Here is a 16788-nt window from a genome sequence, read left to right as displayed (position 1 = left end):
GCGTTTACCCATGAGCAATCCAACAAATCTCACCGCGCCCAAGCCGGCCAACCCGTTTGCGCATCGGCCCAGCCGCAGCGGCGCCATCGAAAAGGGCGTGCTCGGCGTGTTCCGTGCCGCCACTTACCTCATCCTCCTGTGCGGCGCCATCGTCTTCGCCGACATCGTCTTTAAAGGCGTGCCCACCGTGGTGAACGGCTTCAAGACCACCGCCAATTTTCCCTACGTCACCAATACCTTCCTGTTCACCGCGCCCGAGTCGCTTTATGTCTTCGATTTCGAGGGTAAAAGCCGCGAAATGGGCGACCAGGAATTCCGCGCTTTTCGGGCTACCGAAGAGGCCAAGGCAACCGCTGCGGGCCAGCCCGTGCCCGCGTTCAAGGCCACCAGTTATGTGTATTCGGCGGGCGGTATCTGGCCGTGCATCGTTGGCACCGTGCTGCTCGTCGTCGGTTCGATGACGATCGCCCTTTTTCTCGGCGTGAGCAGCGCGATTTTTTTAAACGAGTACGCCAAAGACGGCCCCGTGGTGCGTTTTATCCGCCTGGCCATTCTCAATCTCGCCGGCGTGCCCTCCATTGTCTTCGGCCTGTTCGGTTTCGGCATGTTTGTGATTTTCTGCGGCTGGAACGTCTCGCTCCTTTCCGGCTGGTTCACTTTGGCGTTCATGGTGTTACCCGTTGTCATCACCGCCTCCGAAGAAGCCCTCAAGGCCGTTCCCAAGGGGTTCCGCGAGGGCTCGCTGGCCCTCGGGGCAACCAAGTGGCAGACGATCCGCAAAAACGTGGTTCCTTACGCCCTGCCGGGCATCTTGACCTCGTCGATTTTGGGCATCGCCCGCGTGGCCGGCGAGACCGCGCCGATCATGTTCACCGCTGCCTACGTCGTGCGCGACAAGCTCCCTTGGGACGTCGAAAAGGCCAGCGACTTTTTCTTTCAAGGCGTGATGGCCCTGCCGTATCACATCTACGTGGTGTCCTCCAAAATCCCGCAAAACGAGTACACCGCCCGCGTCCAATACGGCACCGCCTTCGTTTTTCTCGGCCTCGTCGCCCTCATTGCCACCGCCTCCATCATTTTGCGTAACAACCTGCGGGGCAGATACAAATGGTAGTCGACCCAGCCGCCACTCAACTTTTCCCGTTCCTCCCGTCCATGGAAACCATCTCGACCTCACCCTCCGCTTCCGCCTCCACCTCCGCCGCCGGCGCCACGCCCGCTTCCCGTGCCTTTAAGGTCGCCGCTGGTCACACCGACTCCCAGGCCGCCGAGACGCTCATCAACATCGAGAACTTCGATTTCTACTACGGCGCCAAGCAGGCCCTTTTTGACATCAACCTGAAGCTCGATGACAAGCGCGTGACCGCCTTCATCGGCCCGTCGGGCTGTGGCAAATCGACGCTCCTGCGCTGCCTCAACCGCATGAACGACCTCATTGACGGCACCAGCGTCAAACGCGGCAAGGTCACCGTGCGCGGCATTGACATCAACGGCACCGACGTTGACCCCATCGAGTTGCGCAAACGGGTCGGCATGGTTTTCCAGAAGTCCAACCCGTTTCCCAAGTCGATCTACGAAAACGTGATCTACGGCCTGCGTATCCAGGGCGAGACCAACAAGGCGCGCCTCGACGAGGTGGTTGAAAAGTCCCTGCGCGGGGCCGCCCTCTGGGACGAGGTCAAGGATCGCCTGCACGAAAGCGGCCTGGGCCTGTCCGGCGGCCAGCAGCAACGCCTGTGCATTGCCCGCACCATCGCCGTGTCGCCCGAGATCATCCTCATGGACGAGCCCTGCTCGGCGCTCGATCCCATTGCCACCGCGAAGGTTGAGGAACTGATTCACGACCTCAAAAAGGAGTTCACCATCATCATCGTCACCCACTCGATGCAGCAGGCGGCGCGCTGCTCCGACAAGACCGCGTTTTTTTACATGGGCAAACTCGTCGAGTACGCCGACACCCGCACGATCTTCATGAACCCCGCCAACCCCCAAACCGAAGCCTACGTCTCGGGACGTTTCGGTTGAGTTACGGCCTATCTACGACACCGATTTTTAACCACGAACTGAATCCACTAACGATATGCGGAGACTCCGGAGGTTGTTTAACTTTCGTGTGTTCCGTGTGTTTCGTGGGCACTCCTCCTCCCCTTTATGAAACGATTTTTTGACACCGAACTCGAAACCTTCCGCTCGCACCTGATGCTCATGGGCGAACTCTCGATCCGCCAAGTGCGTGATTCGTTAAAAGCGCTGGTTGAATCCGACGCGGCGCTGGCCCAACGCGTGATCGACGCCGACGACGAAATCGACCGCCTGGAGATGGAAATCGACGACGAAGCCATTCGTTACATGAACCTGCGTTCGCCGGTGGCCACCGAGTTGCGCCTGGTGATTGTGGGCATGAAGGCCTCGCACGATTTGGAGCGGGTGGGGGACGAGTGCACCACCATTGCCAAGCGTGCCATTCGCCTGGCTGCCGAACCCCCGCTCAAGCCCTACGTCGACATCCCCCGCATGGCCGAAATCGCCATCGAAATGCTGCGTGATGCGCTGGATTGTTTTCTCCATGGCGACACCGACAAAGCGCTTGCGGTGGTGCGGCGCGATGCCGAGGTCGATGCGATCAACAAGCAGCTTTATCGCGAGCTGAGCAGTTACATGATTGAGAATCCGGCGACGACGACGCGGGCGCTGGAGCTCATGTTTATTTCCAAGTCGTTGGAGCGGGTGGCCGACCACGCCTGTAACATTGCCGAGGAGATGGTCTTTTTGGCCAAGGCCCAAGACATCCGCCACCGCGAAGAATTCAAAAAAGGCTGATACCAATGATAGAATTATTTTAGACTTTTCCCCGACATGGGCGAGACGCCCAAGCCACGCGCGGAACTGCTCGACGTGGCACAAACGTCTCGCCTGTGCGATTTAAGTCTAAACGCATTCTGCTGCTGGTATGAGTCTCGCCAAACGCCTGCCGTTCATTGGCAGGCGCTTGGGGGCAGGTCAGTGGTGGGAGGTGGGATTGCGAGGCTGCGTTGACAGGGGTGATGTAGGCGCGGGAAAAGGCTCGGCCCGCGCTGATCCACCCGAAGGCCCGCGTTAAGCGGACGCAACTCGGGTGCGGATCATGCCAATGAGAACCCCCTGGCATTCCAGTCCTGAGGCAGGGATGATGTCGGCGTAGGCTTTGTTTTCCGCGCGCAGGATCCGCTTACCCTGAATCTCAACAAGGCGTTTCAAGGTGACGGTGGTTTCGTTGACCAAGGCGGCAATGATGTCGCCGACGCGGGGTTCCCGCTTCTCAAAGATGCCGATGTCGCCGCTGCAAATCTGGGCGTCGATCATGGAGTCGCCCTTGATTTCGAGGCCCCACAGGAGGTGTTGGCGTGAAGCGCGAACGCCGAAAATGGCGGGATCAATGGGGATGGAGCGCTGGTTTTGTTGCTCCTCGGGAGAGGGGACACCGGCAGGGATTTCGCCGTAGATAGGGAGCGAAAAAAGCGACTGGATTTCGTTGGTTTTGGCACCCCAGGCGCCATCGGCGAGCTGCTCGACTGCACCCTTGAGGGCGAGTCCGGCCAAGTGGCGAACCACCGTGGTTTGGGAGCTAAAGCCGAAGTGCTTTTTGATGATGCGGGTGGAGGGCGGGATTTTTTGTTCGCGTTGATAGTCGCTAACAAAGGCGAGGATCTCTTCTTGGCGTTCAGTGAGTCGCATGGTGTTGGGTACAGATGAACCGAGTTCAGGTGAACGCTATTTTGGTGCTCGCTGCCAGCTTTGTTTTTCTCGGTGTTAAATTTAATTTCAGCACCGCCTCTGTTTAGGTTCCTCGAAGTTTCCAGTGGCACACCGCGGCGGAGCGCGGGCAAAGCAGAAAAGTAACGGCTCGAAAAGTAGCGCAGACTTCCAGTCTGCTCAGGGTTGCCGGGCCGGGATTGCGTCAAAGCCGACTGGAAGTCTGCGCTACTTCCTGCGGCTAAATCCGGAAAACTAAATATTTATAACTTAAGTGTATGGTTTTTATTTATTTTCGTTTTTTTTACTGTTGGGTTAACTTGCTCTGTTCGAAGTGGTTTGGGGGATGTAAAAAGGATGTTAACAGGGGGAGGTAGGTGAACACCTACTCGGCGAGGCATTACGTTTTCTATACAGTGCAGACGAATGACATATCGATGGTTCAGTCACCCCCGAATTTGGTGAATAACCGCATTTTTTCGGATGATCTTATGAAAAAACGCCAGGGTATAGCATTTCCAGGCAGCGCCGATTTTTCGGGTGTTTTCCATCGGCCGACACGGGTGCGTCCGCTGTTTGATGCCGATTACAGGCGCGCGCTAGGCGAGTATCTCGCGCACCGTGACGAGGCGCATTTGGGGGCCGCCTGTGAACTGGGTTTTTTGGCGATGCGTCGGGGGATGAGTATTTTTGATCTGGTTCGTTTGCATGAGGATTCTTGGCCGGTGATGGTTGCTTCAGGTGGGGCGCGCTACGAGGCGACGCAGCAGTGCCGTGCGGCGCGGGAGTTTCTGCTGGATGCGCTGTCGCCGTTTGAAGCAGGCTTGCGTCGCCTGCCGGCCGCCCAGGCGCGAGTGGGGGATTTGGAACTGGCTTTGGCGCGGCGCGGGCAGGAGTTGGCGGATCTCGTGCCCCGGCAGCTTCAACTCGAGGCCGCCTTACGCTGTGGAAAGGCGCGCACTTTGAAGCTTTGCCAGCAGGTGCGTCTCCTCAAAACCGAGATCCTGACCCATCCCGATAAGTTGGTTCAAGTTCACGAGGCGGAGCGCAAGCGGGTGAGCCGTGAGTTACACGATGATATCGGTCAACTGCTTGTCGCTTTAAGCGTTCGCTTGGAGGCTTTAAAGAAGGAAGCTGCGTTGGGGGAGGCGTTGCAGCGTCAAGTCGAGGCGGCGCAGGCGTTGGTCTCGCAAACCATGGAGTCAACGCACCGAATTTGTCGCAACTTACGCGCCGACGCGCTGGACCGCCTGGGGTTGCGCGGGGCGATCGCTGACTACGTTCGTACGTTTGCCGAACGGGCGGGGATCAAGGGCTTCATGCAGGACACGGCGGATCTCTCCGGGCTGGGTGTCGAGCAGGAGGTTGTGCTCTATCGAATCGCCCAGGAGAGCATCACCAACGTGGTTAAGCATGCGAATGCGACTCGGCTTGACGTGCGTTTTCTGCGCTTACCGAGGGATGTTTGTATGGAAGTGGCCGACAACGGGCGGGCGTTTAACGTCGAGGATACGTTGGTGGAAAAATGCGGCATGCGACTTGGCCTGCTCGGAATGCGGGAACGCGTGCAACTCATGCGCGGAGATTTTACGGTCGAGTCCGTGGTTGGTCGCGGCACAACGGTGCGGGTGCGCTTGCCGCTGGCGGCACGATCGGTTGGACCTTCTGAAGTGCGCAGCCCGAGCCTGCTGGCGAGTGCGCACAGACCTTCTTTTAGTCGAATTCTATTTCATGAAAAAAATAACTATACTTCTTGTTGATGATCATGCCGTACTGCGGCAGGGACTAAGGGCGCTATTATCGATTGAGCCCGACCTTGAGGTTGTGGGCGAAGCGGAAAATGGGCGCATGGCAGTGCAAATGGCCAAAAAGCTCACACCCGATGTTATCGTCATGGACATCGCCATGCCCCAGCTCAACGGCCACGAGGCGACCCATCAGATTTGCAAAGAGGCGCCGAACTCGAAGGTGCTCATCCTGTCGTGTTACGGCGACGACGAGTATGTGCATAAGCTGACGGAGGCGGGCGCGGTGGGTTACTTGATCAAGGATACGGTGGCGAGCGACTTGGTTAAGGCGATCCATGAGGCCTATAAGGGAAATGCTTACTTTAGTCCGCCCATCGCCAAGCGCCTGCTGGACCGCTACCGCGAGACGTTTATCCGGGGTGGCAAGCCGCTCAATATGAAGCCCTCCGTGCGGCTGACATCGCGGGAGCAGGAGGTCTTGCAATTGGTGTCCGAGGGCAAAGGCAACAAGCAGATCGCCTCCGACTTGTGCATCAGCATCAAGACGGTCGAAAAACACCGCCAGCAGGTCATGAACAAACTCAATATTCACGACGTGGCCGGTTTGACCCGCTATGCCATCACGCAGGGTGTCATCGAGATGGCCCCCCGGTTGGTCTGATGGTGTGGCCTGGACTGCGGGGCCAATGCACGATTAGCGATGTGGCTGGGTTAGACTACGGGGCTATTTCGGGCGAGATGCAGGAGGTGTCGCGCCTCGGTGAGCGTGCACAAAAAAGGCCGGCCTAAAAAGGCCAACCTTGAGAGATAGAGCGGACAGGGCGCAATGCCTGGCTCAGAGCTTGTTGATATCGATCTTCTTAAGCATCTGCTTAAGCACCTTGCCGGCTTTGAACTTAACGACGGCGCGTGCGGGGATGACGACCTCGGCTTCGGGCTTGTTGGGATTGCGGCCGATGCGGGACTTACGGCGTTGCACTTCAAGAACGCCGAAGTTGCGCAGCTCGACATTACGTCCCTCGGCCAGAGCCTTTTGGATGATGTCGAGGGTCAGTTGGACCGTGGCGACAACTTCCTTTTGGGGGAACGAGGTCTTTTCGTAAATGGCTAGGACGATTTCGCGTTTGGTGAGGTTGTTGGACATGATTATTTTTTTAATTCAGGTGTTGGTGTTGGGTACTGGGTGTAAGCTACTCGCCGCTCATGGATTACGTCAACTACGGGAGTCGATTATCTCAGGCGAAAACAATTGGATCCAGGGGTGATAATTTATTTAAGTATATGTTTTTAAGGTTTTTACGTTTTAATTATCGCGTTTCTTTTTGTTTTTGGGTTCGAGGTTACGACTTAAGCATTTTCCATGAGTGATGCTAAGTTGCGCCATGCATCGGCACAAAGTGTAGTCCAGTAAAGTGCTTCGGGTACATTTTGTGAAAATAATCGAATTTAAGGTGGTGATAGTTTAAAAAGTGCCCGCGCTCATTCCTGAGTATCGTAGCGACAAGCCCCGTTCTTAGCCCTAGCACTCGTCATCGTCATGCCCGATCCCATTGCTGTTAATTCTATGTTTGCCCGCATCGCCCGTCGTTACGACGTGGCCAATCGTTTGCTCAGCGGGGGCGTTGATGTGTGGTGGCGGAACCGGCTGGTCGCGGTGGTGCGTCGTCAGGCGGTCACCGACGTGCTCGATTTGGCTACCGGCAGCGGCGATGTGGCCTTCGCCTTAAGCAAGGGGCTCTCCGAGACCACCGCCATCACGGGCATGGATTTCTGCCAACCGATGCTGGATGAGGCCGTTATCAAGCAGCAAAGCAGCGGAATGTTTCCCAATGTGGTCTTTCGTCAAGGCGACGGCATGGCACTGCCCTTGGCCGACGCATCATTCGATGTGGTGACTATTTCTTTCGGGTTGAGAAACATGGCAGATCGCCACCGGGCCCTCTCCGAGATGTTCCGCGTGCTCAGGCCTGGCGGAAGGTTGGTTGTGCTGGAGTTTTCCCAGCCCTACGCATGGTTTCGCCCGCTCTATTATTTCTACCTCAAGCGCATTCTACCGTCGATTGCCGCAGTCGTGACGGGCGATCGAGGGGCTTACGAATACCTGTGCGGCTCGATTGAGCGTTATCCCGGGCACACAGCCATGACGGCTGAAATCGTTCAGGCTGGGGGCCGATCCGTTGAGGTGAAGCGCATGACCCTGGGTTCGGTCGCGCTGCACATCGCGGTCAAATAAGCGGTCTGGCCCGCCGCTCACCTCCGACCCTTCTGTGGCAACCAAACTCAGGTTGCCTCATGGGGAGCGCGGGATAGAGGTTAATTAAACGACTTGCCGCAGCCGCAGGTGCTCTGGGCGTTGGGGTTCTTGATCTCGAAGCCCTTGCCGTGGAGTCCGTCGTCAAAATCGATGTTGGAGCCGTCCAGGTAGGCGAGGCTGGTGGGGTCGATGACCAGCGCAATCCCCTCGCTCTCAAAATGCGTGTCATCGGCCTTCGGCGCGTCGAACGACAAGCCGTATTGAAAACCTGAACACCCGCCGGTTTCGATCAGCACCCGCAGCGGTTGCGGCGCGCTTGTTTGAGCGGACTGCATCACACGGACTTGGGCTGCGGCGCGAGGACTGAGCGTAATCATGGGCGCAAACTACCGCTCGGGCCCCGTCGCTGTCAATGGGTGTAGCAATTCTCATGCTAGGGGCGATTTCCCCTCTTGCCAGCGCCAGATGTCTCACATTCTATTCGCCCCCGTGGCTGCCATAAAACACATCTTTAACGAACTCCATTATGAGATGACCCGCACTATCGCAGAAGGCGGTATGGGCGTGGTTTACGAAGCACTCCAGCGCGGTTCTGGGGGCTTTACCAAGGTCGTCGCGGTCAAACTGATTCGCGAGGAATACTCGACGATTCCCGAGTTCCAGAAAAATTTTATTGGGGAGGCCCGGTTGGTCGCCAACCTCATCCACACCAATATCGTCCAGACTTATCACCTCGGCATGATTGGCGGACAGTACTTCATGGTCATGGAGTACGTTTCCGGGGTGAATTTGGAGCAACTCATTGAGCGCCAGACCGCACTGGGGCGGCTGATGCCCGTTGATATCGCCGCCTTCATTATTTCCCGCATCGCCCGCGGGCTGACCTACGCGCACCAAAAGCTCGACAAGGACGGGCGCCCGCTCGGCATCGTGCACCGCGATATCGGCCCGAAGAACGTCATGATCGCCTACGAGGGCGACGTTAAGCTCACCGACTTCGGCATCGCGAAGGCCCTCGACCTCATGCACAACGAGGAGGGCAAGGTTATCGCTGGTAAGGATGATTACCTCTCGCCCGAGCAGGCTAATTTCGCCGTGACCGACGCCCGCGCCGACCTCTTCCCGCTGGGAATCGTGCTCACCGAGCTGCTGTTGGGGCGTAATATATTCCGCGATACAGATCGCTTGGTCTCGCGGCGGAATATCCTCGAGTTGCCGATTCCCGTGTTTTCCGAACTGCGCGCGCAGATCGACCCCAAGTTGGAGCGCATCATCCAGAAGTCGCTGGAGCGTGACCGCGAAAAACGTTACCAGAGCGCCTTCGAAATGCTCCACGACCTTGAGGTCTACCTTTACAGCGACGGCTACGGCCCGACCAACGAGAAACTGGGCGCCTACCTCAAGACCCTCATGGCTGAACCCCTTCCAGCCACCGAAAAAACCTCATGAGCGCCCAGGGCTTCAGTCAGGATATCCGCCAGCGCCAGAACCAATCGCTGGTTCTCGCCCCGCAGCTGCGGCATTCGCTGAAGATTTTGCAGGTCGCGGCGCTCGACCTGCGGTCCGTTATCCAAGAGGAGTTGCAGAGTAATCCGACTCTCGAGGAACTCCCGATGGATGGCGTCAGCCTCGATCAGGAGCAAAAGGACAGTGCCTCCGAAAATAACGAGAGCGGCGAGGGCGCCGACAACCGCGAGGAGATGGATTTCTCCAAGGAATACGACATCCTTAGCAAGCTCGACGACGACTGGAAGGACTACATGTCCCAAGCCGGTGGCGCCCAGCCCTACACCGCCGAGGATGCCGAGCGTCGTCAGCATTTCTTCGACTCACTGGTCACCGAGACCTCGCTCCAGGAGCATCTCATGCGCCAGGCCGAGCTCGCCGACACTCCGGCGGACGTGCTGCAGGCGATGAGCCACCTCGTCGGCAGCCTCGACGACCGCGGTTTCCTCACTCAGAGCCCCGCGGACGTGGCGCTGCAGACCGGCATTGCGCTGGCTTCCGTGCAAGAAGCCGCCCGCCAGATCAAAACCTTCGAGCCCGCCGGCATCGGTGCGGCCAATCTCGGCGAGTGCCTCCTGCTTCAACTCGCCGTCAAGGGCCGTGCAGACTCCCTGGCTGCGCGCATCATTCGTGACCATTTCGCGCTGCTCACCCGGCGCCGGATTCCCGAGCTGGCGCGCAAGCTCGGTATCCACACCGATGATATCCAGGAGGCCATCGAGGAGGTCGGCACGCTTGATCCCGCCCCCGGACGCCGTTTTGCCGATGATAGCAACCGGGTTGTTGTGCCCGATGTGACCGTCGAAAAAGACGGAGACGAGTGGAAGATCCACCTGAACAGCGACTACATCCCGCGTCTGCGCATCTCCAGTACCTACAAGGATCTCATCGCCAAGGGTTCCCTCAACAAGGAGGAGCGTGACTACGTCCGTGAGCGTATCCGCTCCGGCAAGTTCCTGATCAACTCCATCGACCAGCGCCAGCAGACGATCGAGCGCATCACCCGCGAAATCCTCAAGGCACAGCACGAGTTCTTCGAGTCCGGCGTATCCAAACTCCGCCCGCTGACCATGACGCAGATCGCCGACCTGGTTGGCGTCCACGAGACCACCGTCAGCCGCGCCATCGCCAATAAATACATCCAGACCCCCCACGGCGTCTTCGACTTCAAGTTCTTCTTCACTCCCGGTTACCAAGCCGACGGCGGCGCCTCGGTCTCCAACACCAGCGTCAAAGACATGATCAACGACCTAGTTGAGGGCGAGGATCGCAGCCAGCCGTTGAGCGACCAGGAAATCGTGAAAAAACTGCAGGAAAAGGGCATCAACATCGCCCGCCGCACCGTGGCCAAATACCGCGAGGAGCTGGGGCAGTTGCCCAGTAACCTGCGCCGCGAATACCTCTGACGTGAACGCCGCCTGGGACACGCTCAAGCTGCTCTCCGACCCGACCCGCCTGCGCCTGCTCGCGCTGCTGCTTCGCGAGGAGCTTTCGGTGGCCGAACTCCAGGAAATCCTCGGCATGGCCCAGTCGCGCATTTCCTCGCAACTGGCCCAGCTCCGCCAGGCCGACTTGGTGGTTGACCGCCGCGATGGCAAAAAGGCGTTTTATTCGCTTCGCCCCACGCTCGACGCCCGCAGCCTGGCCTTGTTGCACGCCGCCTGCGATTCGGTGGCCGAATTGCCCGAGCTCGCCGAGGACCGCTCCAACCTTGCGCGCATCCTCAAAAAACGCCGCGACCACCAGGAGCAGTATTTTAACCTGATTGCCGGCAAGTTGGGGAAAAACTACTGCCCCGGACGCTCCTGGGAGGCGATCGGCCACCTCGCCCTGCGGCTCACGCCGCGGATAGTCATCGCCGACTTGGGCGCGGGCGAGGGGCTGTTTTCCCAGTTGCTTGCCCGCCGAGCCAGCCATGTTTGGTGCATCGACAACGCCCCTCGCATGGTCGAAGTCGGCACCGAGCTGGCCGCCAAAAACGGGCTCGCCAATCTCACCTATAAACTGGGCGACATCGAAAACGTTCCCCTACCTGCGCAGTCCGTGGATTTGGCCATCCTCAGCCAGGCCCTCCACCACGCGCTGCACCCTGAATCTGCGGTTAAGGAGGCCTACCGCATTCTCAAACCCGGAGGCCAAGTCCTGATCCTCGACCTCAAGGAGCATACCTTCGAAAAAGCGCACGAGCTCTACGCCGACGAATGGCTTGGATTTAAGGAAAGCGCCCTGCACGGCTTTTTGAAAAAGGCCGGGTTTGTGCAGGTCGACGTGTCCACGGTCGCCCGCGAGGAAAAAGAGCCCAAGTTCGAGACCCTTTTGGCCAGCGGCATCAAACCGGAATCCCGAGGGTAAACGAGGCATTGGGCCTAGCCCTTGGTGTTACGCCACCAATCGAGCTGCGTAACCTCCGTCGCTGCGGAGTGATTGGATCGACTGAGGGAGGTAAAAAACCGACGACTTTCGTCTCCCCTCGTTTGACATGGGGTGAAAACTTACGACCAATCTTGGCCACATGTCCAAGCGCGCTGTCCTTCTCGTTAATCTCGGTTCACCTGAGTCCACTTCGGTTCCCCACGTTCGCCGTTACCTGCGCGAGTTTCTAGGCGACGAGCGGGTCATCGACATCAAGCCGCGTTGGCTGGCCAAGCTGCTCGTCAACTGCGTGATCACGCCCACGCGCGCGCCGAAATCCTCCAAGGCGTACCAGGAAATCTGGACCGCCGAGGGTTCGCCGCTGGTGGTCACCTCGAAGCGTGTTCGCGAAAAACTCTCCGCCGAACTCGGCAGCGAGGCCCCGGTTTACCTGGCGATGCGTTACGACCAGCCCTCCATCGCCTCCGTCCTCGCGCAGATGGTCGCCGACGGCGTGACTGACGTGCTGCTGTTCCCCCAATATCCCCACTACGCGATGTCGTCGTGGGAGACCGTGGTGGTTAAAGTTCAAGAGGAAGCCGCCAAGCTCGCGCGTCCCCTTGTCATCGCCACCGTCCAGCCGTTTTACGAGGACGCCGATTACATCGAGGCGCTTTACCAAGTTTCCGCCCCCTATTTGGCGATGCCCCACGACATGCTGCTGGTGAGCTACCACGGCATCCCGGTGCGCCACCTGCGCAAGGGCGACTCCTCCAATGCCCACTGCACGCTGGTCAACGATTGCTGCAACACGTGCAGCCCCGCCCACGCCACCTGCTACAAGGCTCAGGTGCTTAAAACCACCCAGGCTTTCGTTAAACGTGCCGGCATCACCGCCGAAAAGCACACGGTGTCGTTCCAGTCCCGCTTGGCCGGCGAACCGTGGCTGACCCCGTACACCGACTTCGAACTGGAGCGCCTGCCCAAGGAGGGCAAAAAACGCCTTCTGGTCATGACGCCGGCCTTTGTCACCGATTGCTTGGAAACCCTTGAGGAGATCGCCGGCGAGGGTAAAGAAGAGTTCCTGCACGCCGGCGGCGAATGGTTCCAGCATGTGCCCTGCTTGAACGACCAGGCGCCCTACATCGACTTTCTCGCGGGCCGCGTCCGCGCCTGGCTCGGTGGGCGCACTCCGGTGTCGGTCCAAGCCGGCCAGCGCGCGCAGACCCTGGTTCCCGTGGTTTGAAGCCCCTCGTATGCCTGGCCTGCGTTAGCCGCAGGCTATGGGCATCGGAACGAGGCCAAGTAGGATAAAGAGAACGAGAACGATCCGGAATTCAGCGGTGCCACGGGCAGGCTGATTGGTGGAAGGGGGGCGAATCGTTCTTGATCTTCAGTTGAACGCTTGGCTGTGGTAACCAAGCTCGGCAAACACAACGCCGACCGTTTTTCGACTCACTCTGCACGCTTGCCCGTGCGTGCAAATGACGGCAGATCTTTGCGTTTCATGCCGTGGATCGCCGCCAGTTTATTATCCGCTTTGTTCCTTGGGTTATATGATCTGAGCACCAAGCACGCGGTGCGCGACAACGCTGTGCTCCCCGTGCTGTTTTTGGCCAATGTGTGCAGTTCGCTGGTCTGGCTCACACTGCTTGCGCTCGATGCGTCCGCTTTCGCCGGACTGACCGCCGCGCTCAAGGTTGATCCGCTTACAGGAGCACAACACCTGCTACTATTCCTCAAATCGCTCCTCGTGGCCGCGTCGTGGTTGTGCAGCTACTTTGCGCTCAAGCACCTGCCTCTGTCGCTAGCCGCACCGGTGCGAGCTACCGGGCCCATGTGGATGTGAGCGGCGAGCGGGAAAGCGTCTATTTCTGGCGGTTAGGAATGCACTTCTTCTTCGGTGGATCTTCTTCCCCTTAAAAAGAGTAATACTCTTCTTCCGTGGGTGGGTTTTCTTCCCTGTCCGGCTGGGGATATGAGGGGTGCGAATGGGTGGAGATTGAACCGGCGGGACGCTTGGCGGATGCACAGCGATGCATCCAACCGGTTCACGCAAGTGTTTGCACTGTGCCGATTTCTTTCTGCCCGACGCGCATAACCGCGAGCGTCAGCGCTACTGCGGGAAGCCGGGATGCCGACGGGCGAGCCGGGCGGCCAGTCAGGCCAAATGGTTGGCGAAGCCGGAGAACCTCGACCACTGGAAAGGCCCAGAAAATGTCCAACGGGTGCAGGAGTGGCGGAAGGCCAATCCGGGGTACTCAAGGCGGAGGGGGCCGCGACGGCGGGTGGCGTTACAAGACATCCCAACTACGCAATCCGTTGTGCGCCAGCCTAAAGCCGAGCCGGTCGCCGAGGTGGCGTTACCGAATCCCTGCGTGCCGTTACAAGACAGATGGGAGTCGCAAAACCCTGTGCTCGTGGGGCTTATCGCGCAGTTCGCCGGAGTGACGTTACAAGAGGACCTCGAACCCATGCTGCGACACCTGCAATCCCGGGGGCGGGTGATCCTGGGCATCGACGTCCAGCCGCCCGATTATGCAAAAACAACCGATCGATCGCGAACAACTCCGGCGCACGCCGGCCCAGTTTAGCTGGCTGGACCACCGGCTGGTGCGGGGCAATTACCTGGGGCGGGCCAGTGCCCCCGCCTGGGGCCTCTATCTGGTCCTGGTCACCGTGGGCGACGCCGACGGGCTGAGTTACTACGCCACGCGCACCCTGGCCCGGCTGCTCACGCTCAGCGAGGACGGCCTGGTCGAGGCGCGCCGGCAGTTAATCGAGGCCGGGGTGATCGCCTACGCCGCGCCACTTTACCAGGTGCTCTCCTTGGACCGGGGCAGGCCAACGCACACGCTGGCGGCAACGCCGCCGCCGAGCCGGGAGGTGGGCGCGTGATCGATTACGAACTGTATTGCCGGATAAAACAGGCGGAGGCGGCCGGTCACAGTGCGCCGCAAATCGCCCGCTCGCTCCAGTTGCACGTGCAGACGGTGAGGCGCTGGCAGGCGCAGGAAAAGTACGTGCGCAGCCAGGCCGCGCAGGTGCCTAGGCCAAGCAAGCTCGACGTGCACAAGCCGGCGATCGCGCGGTGGCTGGAGGCCCATCCGTTCACCGCCATGCAGCTCTGGCAAAAGGTGCGCGAGCGGGGGTACACGGGCGGGTATTCAATTTTGAAAGACTACGTGCGGCGGGTGCGGCCGAGGAACCTGGAGGCGTTTCTTACCCTCAAGTTTGCCCCCGGCCAGACCGCGCAGGTGGACTGGGGCAGTTTTGGCGCGGTGGAGGTGGACGGCACCCGGCGGGCTTTAAGTTTTTTCGTCATGGTTTTGGGGTACAGCCGGTTCCTGCATGTGGAATTTACCCTCGGGCAGGGCCAGGAGTGGTGGCTGGGCTGTCACCGGCGCGCCTTTGAAAAACTCGGCGGGGTGCCGCGCGAGGTGATGGTGGACAACTGCAAGACGGCCGTCCTCTCGCATGTGCCCGGGACCGACCCGGTGTACAACGCCCAGTACCTGGACTTTGCCCGGCACTACGGGTTTACGATAAAAGCGTGCGGGCCGGGGCATCCGCAGTCCAAGGGCATGGTGGAAAACGCGGTGGGTTACGTGAAAAAAAGCTTCCTTGGCGGGAGGCAGATGAATGGGTTTACCGAGCTGGGGCCGGCCGCCAGCTTGTGGCTGGAAACGGTGGCCAACGTGCGCGTTCACGCTGAAACCCAGGGCCGGCCGGTGGACCGGCTGCCCGAGGAGCGCGCTGCGCTCCTGCCGCTTAACCCGGTGGCCAGTCCGGCGGTGCGCACCTTAAGCGTGCGGGCGTCGCGGCGGTGCCGGGTGAGTATCGAAACGAACCGCTACTCGGTGCCCACGAAGTTTGCCGGGGCGCTACTCACCGCGCAGATCGAGGGGGCGCAGGTGAGGTTTTATGCGGACCGCACCCTGGTGGCCGAGCACGCCCGCAGTTTTGCCCGCCGCGCCGATGTGGAAAACCCCGAGCACGTGCGCGAACTCGAAGAGCGCAAACGGCAGGGAGCGCGGCAGCGCCTGCGGCTACGGTTTTTGGAACTGAGCCCGGCGGCACCCGCCTACCAACGGGGGCTGGAGGAGCGCCGGCTCAACGCGGGACACCACCTGGCGACTATCGTGGGTTTGGTGGCCCTGTATGGAACGGAGGCAGTCGGCCGGGCGATCGAAAGCGCCCATGAACTCGGCGCCTACTCCAGCGATTACATCCTCAACTTGCTCGAACAACGCGCGCGGGCCTTGCCGCAAGCCGGGCCGATCCACCTCACCCGCGCCGACGCGGTGGCCGCGTTGGAACTCGAACTGTGTCCCCCGGATTTAAGCCCCTACACTCTATGAAAACAGAACCCGAAAAACCCGATTTATTAAAAGACCAGCTTAAGTATCTGAAACTCGGTTACCTGTTGCGTCACCACGGCGAACTGACCGCCGAGGCGGCCAAGGCGCGCTGTTCGCACGCCGAATTTTTACGCCGACTGGTGCAGGCCGAGACCCAGGACCGCCAGATCCGGGCGCTGGAGCGGCGCATCCAGGCAGCGCGCTTCCCGGTCAAGAAAACCGTCGACCAGTTCCAGTGGGACTGGCCCAAGGAGTTGAACGAAGCGCAGGTACGCCACCTCTTCGAACTGGGTTTTGTGAAGGAGCGCACCAACGTGGTGTTTTGCGGTGGTGTGGGGCTTGGGAAGACACATCTCGCGAGCGCGTTGGGCTACGCGGCCTGCCAGGCGGGTTACACGGTGCTGTTTACGACGGCGGTGGACGCGATCAACGCCCTGGTCACCGCCCAGTCCCTGCACCGGTTGCAAGCCGAGTTGAAGCGTTACATGACCCCTGCGGTGCTCGTGCTCGATGAGGTCGGCTACCTGCCGCTCGACAAGTCGGGGGCCGACCTGCTCTTCCAGATCGTCAGCCAACGCTACGAACGCGGCTCGCTGATCGTCACCACCAACAAGGCCTACAAACACTGGGCAGGGATCTTTAACAACGACGCTGGCATCACCGCGGCGATCCTGGACCGCCTGCTGCACCGCGCTCAGACCGTCGTCATCGAGGGCAAATCCTACCGCATGAAAGACCGCCTAGCCGACGAACCTGCAAGCTGACCGGGCCTGATGATCGGCCCCTGGCGGGGCCGGTCATCGGCTTTTACGACAGGTGATTTTGTAACCGCCAG

At 59.7% G+C, this 16788-nt stretch carries 17 protein-coding genes; 14 read left to right on the top strand and 3 right to left on the bottom strand.

The window, feature by feature from the left end; translation table 11 throughout:
* Positions 1 to 10: 10 nt before the first annotated feature.
* The 3 genes from pstA to phoU all read left to right on the top strand — a co-directional run bounded on the left by pstA (position 11) and on the right by phoU (position 2820).
* Entirely contained in the window at positions 11 to 1114 is a 1104-nt protein-coding gene (gene pstA / locus H2170_11775; GenBank protein ID MCS6300757.1) for a phosphate ABC transporter permease PstA, read from the top strand.
* 41 nt (positions 1115 to 1155) lie between these two features.
* Positions 1156 to 2025: a phosphate ABC transporter ATP-binding protein gene (locus H2170_11770; protein ID MCS6300756.1), complete on the top strand. Its 870-nt coding sequence runs from the start codon at positions 1156 to 1158 to the stop codon at positions 2023 to 2025.
* A gap of 126 nt (positions 2026 to 2151) precedes the next feature.
* Positions 2152 to 2820 carry a phosphate signaling complex protein PhoU gene (phoU, locus tag H2170_11765; GenBank protein MCS6300755.1) on the top strand — a complete coding sequence of 223 codons (669 nt, stop codon included), beginning with the start codon at positions 2152 to 2154 and terminating at the stop codon, positions 2818 to 2820.
* A gap of 276 nt (positions 2821 to 3096) precedes the next feature.
* On the opposite strand, the gene H2170_11760 is transcribed toward phoU, so the two are convergent.
* Entirely contained in the window at positions 3097 to 3714 is a 618-nt protein-coding gene (locus tag H2170_11760) for a repressor LexA (protein MCS6300754.1), read from the bottom strand.
* A 434-nt stretch (positions 3715 to 4148) separates the two neighbouring features.
* On the opposite strand from H2170_11760, the gene H2170_11755 reads away from it, so the two are divergent.
* Together H2170_11755 and H2170_11750 are read left to right on the top strand one after the other, a co-directional pair.
* Positions 4149 to 5492, top strand: coding sequence for a hypothetical protein (locus H2170_11755; GenBank protein ID MCS6300753.1), 1344 nt, complete (start codon positions 4149 to 4151; stop codon positions 5490 to 5492).
* Complete coding sequence (locus tag H2170_11750; protein MCS6300752.1) at positions 5464 to 6141, top strand: response regulator transcription factor; 678 nt, start codon at positions 5464 to 5466, stop codon at positions 6139 to 6141. The genes H2170_11755 and H2170_11750 overlap by 29 nt, the downstream gene beginning before the upstream one ends.
* 174 nt (positions 6142 to 6315) lie before the next feature.
* On the opposite strand, the gene H2170_11745 is transcribed toward H2170_11750, so the two are convergent.
* Entirely contained in the window at positions 6316 to 6624 is a 309-nt protein-coding gene (locus H2170_11745; protein MCS6300751.1) for an integration host factor subunit beta, read from the bottom strand.
* Positions 6625 to 7017: 393 nt separating this feature from the next.
* Between H2170_11745 and ubiE the strand changes: the two genes are divergently transcribed.
* The gene (ubiE, locus tag H2170_11740) at positions 7018 to 7713 is read left to right on the top strand and encodes a bifunctional demethylmenaquinone methyltransferase/2-methoxy-6-polyprenyl-1,4-benzoquinol methylase UbiE (protein ID MCS6300750.1); all 696 of its coding nucleotides are present in this window, start codon (positions 7018 to 7020) and stop codon (positions 7711 to 7713) included.
* An 80-nt stretch (positions 7714 to 7793) separates the two neighbouring features.
* Here ubiE and H2170_11735 read toward each other — a convergent pair whose 3' ends face one another.
* Positions 7794 to 8111, bottom strand: a complete 318-nt coding sequence (locus H2170_11735; GenBank protein ID MCS6300749.1) for an iron-sulfur cluster assembly accessory protein — start codon at positions 8109 to 8111, stop codon at positions 7794 to 7796.
* 154 nt (positions 8112 to 8265) lie between these two features.
* Between H2170_11735 and H2170_11730 the strand changes: the two genes are divergently transcribed.
* The 8 genes from H2170_11730 (at position 8266) to H2170_11695 (ending at position 16717) form a co-directional block, all read left to right on the top strand.
* Positions 8266 to 9183, top strand: coding sequence for a serine/threonine protein kinase (locus tag H2170_11730; protein MCS6300748.1), 918 nt, complete (start codon positions 8266 to 8268; stop codon positions 9181 to 9183).
* A complete protein-coding gene (gene rpoN, locus H2170_11725; GenBank protein MCS6300747.1) occupies positions 9180 to 10646 on the top strand; it encodes an RNA polymerase factor sigma-54 in 1467 nt (488 codons plus the stop codon). Before H2170_11730 ends, rpoN begins: the two co-directional genes overlap by 4 nt.
* Position 10647: 1 nt before the next feature.
* Positions 10648 to 11592 (top strand): metalloregulator ArsR/SmtB family transcription factor, encoded by a 945-nt coding sequence (locus tag H2170_11720; GenBank protein ID MCS6300746.1) that lies wholly within the window; start codon positions 10648 to 10650, stop codon positions 11590 to 11592.
* A 160-nt stretch (positions 11593 to 11752) separates the two neighbouring features.
* Positions 11753 to 12838, top strand: coding sequence for a ferrochelatase (gene hemH / locus H2170_11715; GenBank protein MCS6300745.1), 1086 nt, complete (start codon positions 11753 to 11755; stop codon positions 12836 to 12838).
* A gap of 261 nt (positions 12839 to 13099) precedes the next feature.
* Positions 13100 to 13441 carry a hypothetical protein gene (locus tag H2170_11710; protein ID MCS6300744.1) on the top strand — a complete coding sequence of 114 codons (342 nt, stop codon included), beginning with the start codon at positions 13100 to 13102 and terminating at the stop codon, positions 13439 to 13441.
* 689 nt (positions 13442 to 14130) lie between these two features.
* Positions 14131 to 14490 (top strand): hypothetical protein, encoded by a 360-nt coding sequence (locus H2170_11705; protein MCS6300743.1) that lies wholly within the window; start codon positions 14131 to 14133, stop codon positions 14488 to 14490.
* Positions 14487 to 15953: an IS21 family transposase gene (locus tag H2170_11700; GenBank protein MCS6300742.1), complete on the top strand. Its 1467-nt coding sequence runs from the start codon at positions 14487 to 14489 to the stop codon at positions 15951 to 15953. Before H2170_11705 ends, H2170_11700 begins: the two co-directional genes overlap by 4 nt.
* A complete protein-coding gene (locus H2170_11695; protein MCS6300741.1) occupies positions 15950 to 16717 on the top strand; it encodes an ATP-binding protein in 768 nt (255 codons plus the stop codon). Before H2170_11700 ends, H2170_11695 begins: the two co-directional genes overlap by 4 nt.
* The last annotated feature ends 71 nt before the right edge of the window (positions 16718 to 16788 follow it).

Origin of the sequence: Opitutus sp., from assembly GCA_024998815.1 — a bacterium.
Classification (GTDB): Bacteria; Verrucomicrobiota; Verrucomicrobiia; order Opitutales; family Opitutaceae; genus Rariglobus.
This window is presented reverse-complemented; position numbering and strand designations above follow the sequence as displayed.

What these genes read in the sequence shown, in the direction of transcription:
- pstA (MCS6300757.1), top strand. Translation starts at nt 11, where the DNA reads ATGAGCAATCCAACAAATCTCACCGCGCCCAAGCCGGCCAACCCGTTT.
- H2170_11770 (MCS6300756.1), top strand. Translation starts at nt 1,156, where the DNA reads ATGGAAACCATCTCGACCTCACCCTCCGCTTCCGCCTCCACCTCCGCC.
- phoU (MCS6300755.1), top strand. Translation starts at nt 2,152, where the DNA reads ATGAAACGATTTTTTGACACCGAACTCGAAACCTTCCGCTCGCACCTG.
- H2170_11760 (MCS6300754.1), bottom strand. Translation starts at nt 3,714, where the DNA reads ATGCGACTCACTGAACGCCAAGAAGAGATCCTCGCCTTTGTTAGCGAC.
- H2170_11750 (MCS6300752.1), top strand. Translation starts at nt 5,464, where the DNA reads ATGAAAAAAATAACTATACTTCTTGTTGATGATCATGCCGTACTGCGG.
- H2170_11745 (MCS6300751.1), bottom strand. Translation starts at nt 6,624, where the DNA reads ATGTCCAACAACCTCACCAAACGCGAAATCGTCCTAGCCATTTACGAA.
- ubiE (MCS6300750.1), top strand. Translation starts at nt 7,018, where the DNA reads ATGCCCGATCCCATTGCTGTTAATTCTATGTTTGCCCGCATCGCCCGT.
- H2170_11735 (MCS6300749.1), bottom strand. Translation starts at nt 8,111, where the DNA reads ATGATTACGCTCAGTCCTCGCGCCGCAGCCCAAGTCCGTGTGATGCAG.
- H2170_11730 (MCS6300748.1), top strand. Translation starts at nt 8,266, where the DNA reads ATGACCCGCACTATCGCAGAAGGCGGTATGGGCGTGGTTTACGAAGCA.
- rpoN (MCS6300747.1), top strand. Translation starts at nt 9,180, where the DNA reads ATGAGCGCCCAGGGCTTCAGTCAGGATATCCGCCAGCGCCAGAACCAA.
- hemH (MCS6300745.1), top strand. Translation starts at nt 11,753, where the DNA reads ATGTCCAAGCGCGCTGTCCTTCTCGTTAATCTCGGTTCACCTGAGTCC.
- H2170_11710 (MCS6300744.1), top strand. Translation starts at nt 13,100, where the DNA reads ATGCCGTGGATCGCCGCCAGTTTATTATCCGCTTTGTTCCTTGGGTTA.
- H2170_11705 (MCS6300743.1), top strand. Translation starts at nt 14,131, where the DNA reads ATGCAAAAACAACCGATCGATCGCGAACAACTCCGGCGCACGCCGGCC.
- H2170_11695 (MCS6300741.1), top strand. Translation starts at nt 15,950, where the DNA reads ATGAAAACAGAACCCGAAAAACCCGATTTATTAAAAGACCAGCTTAAG.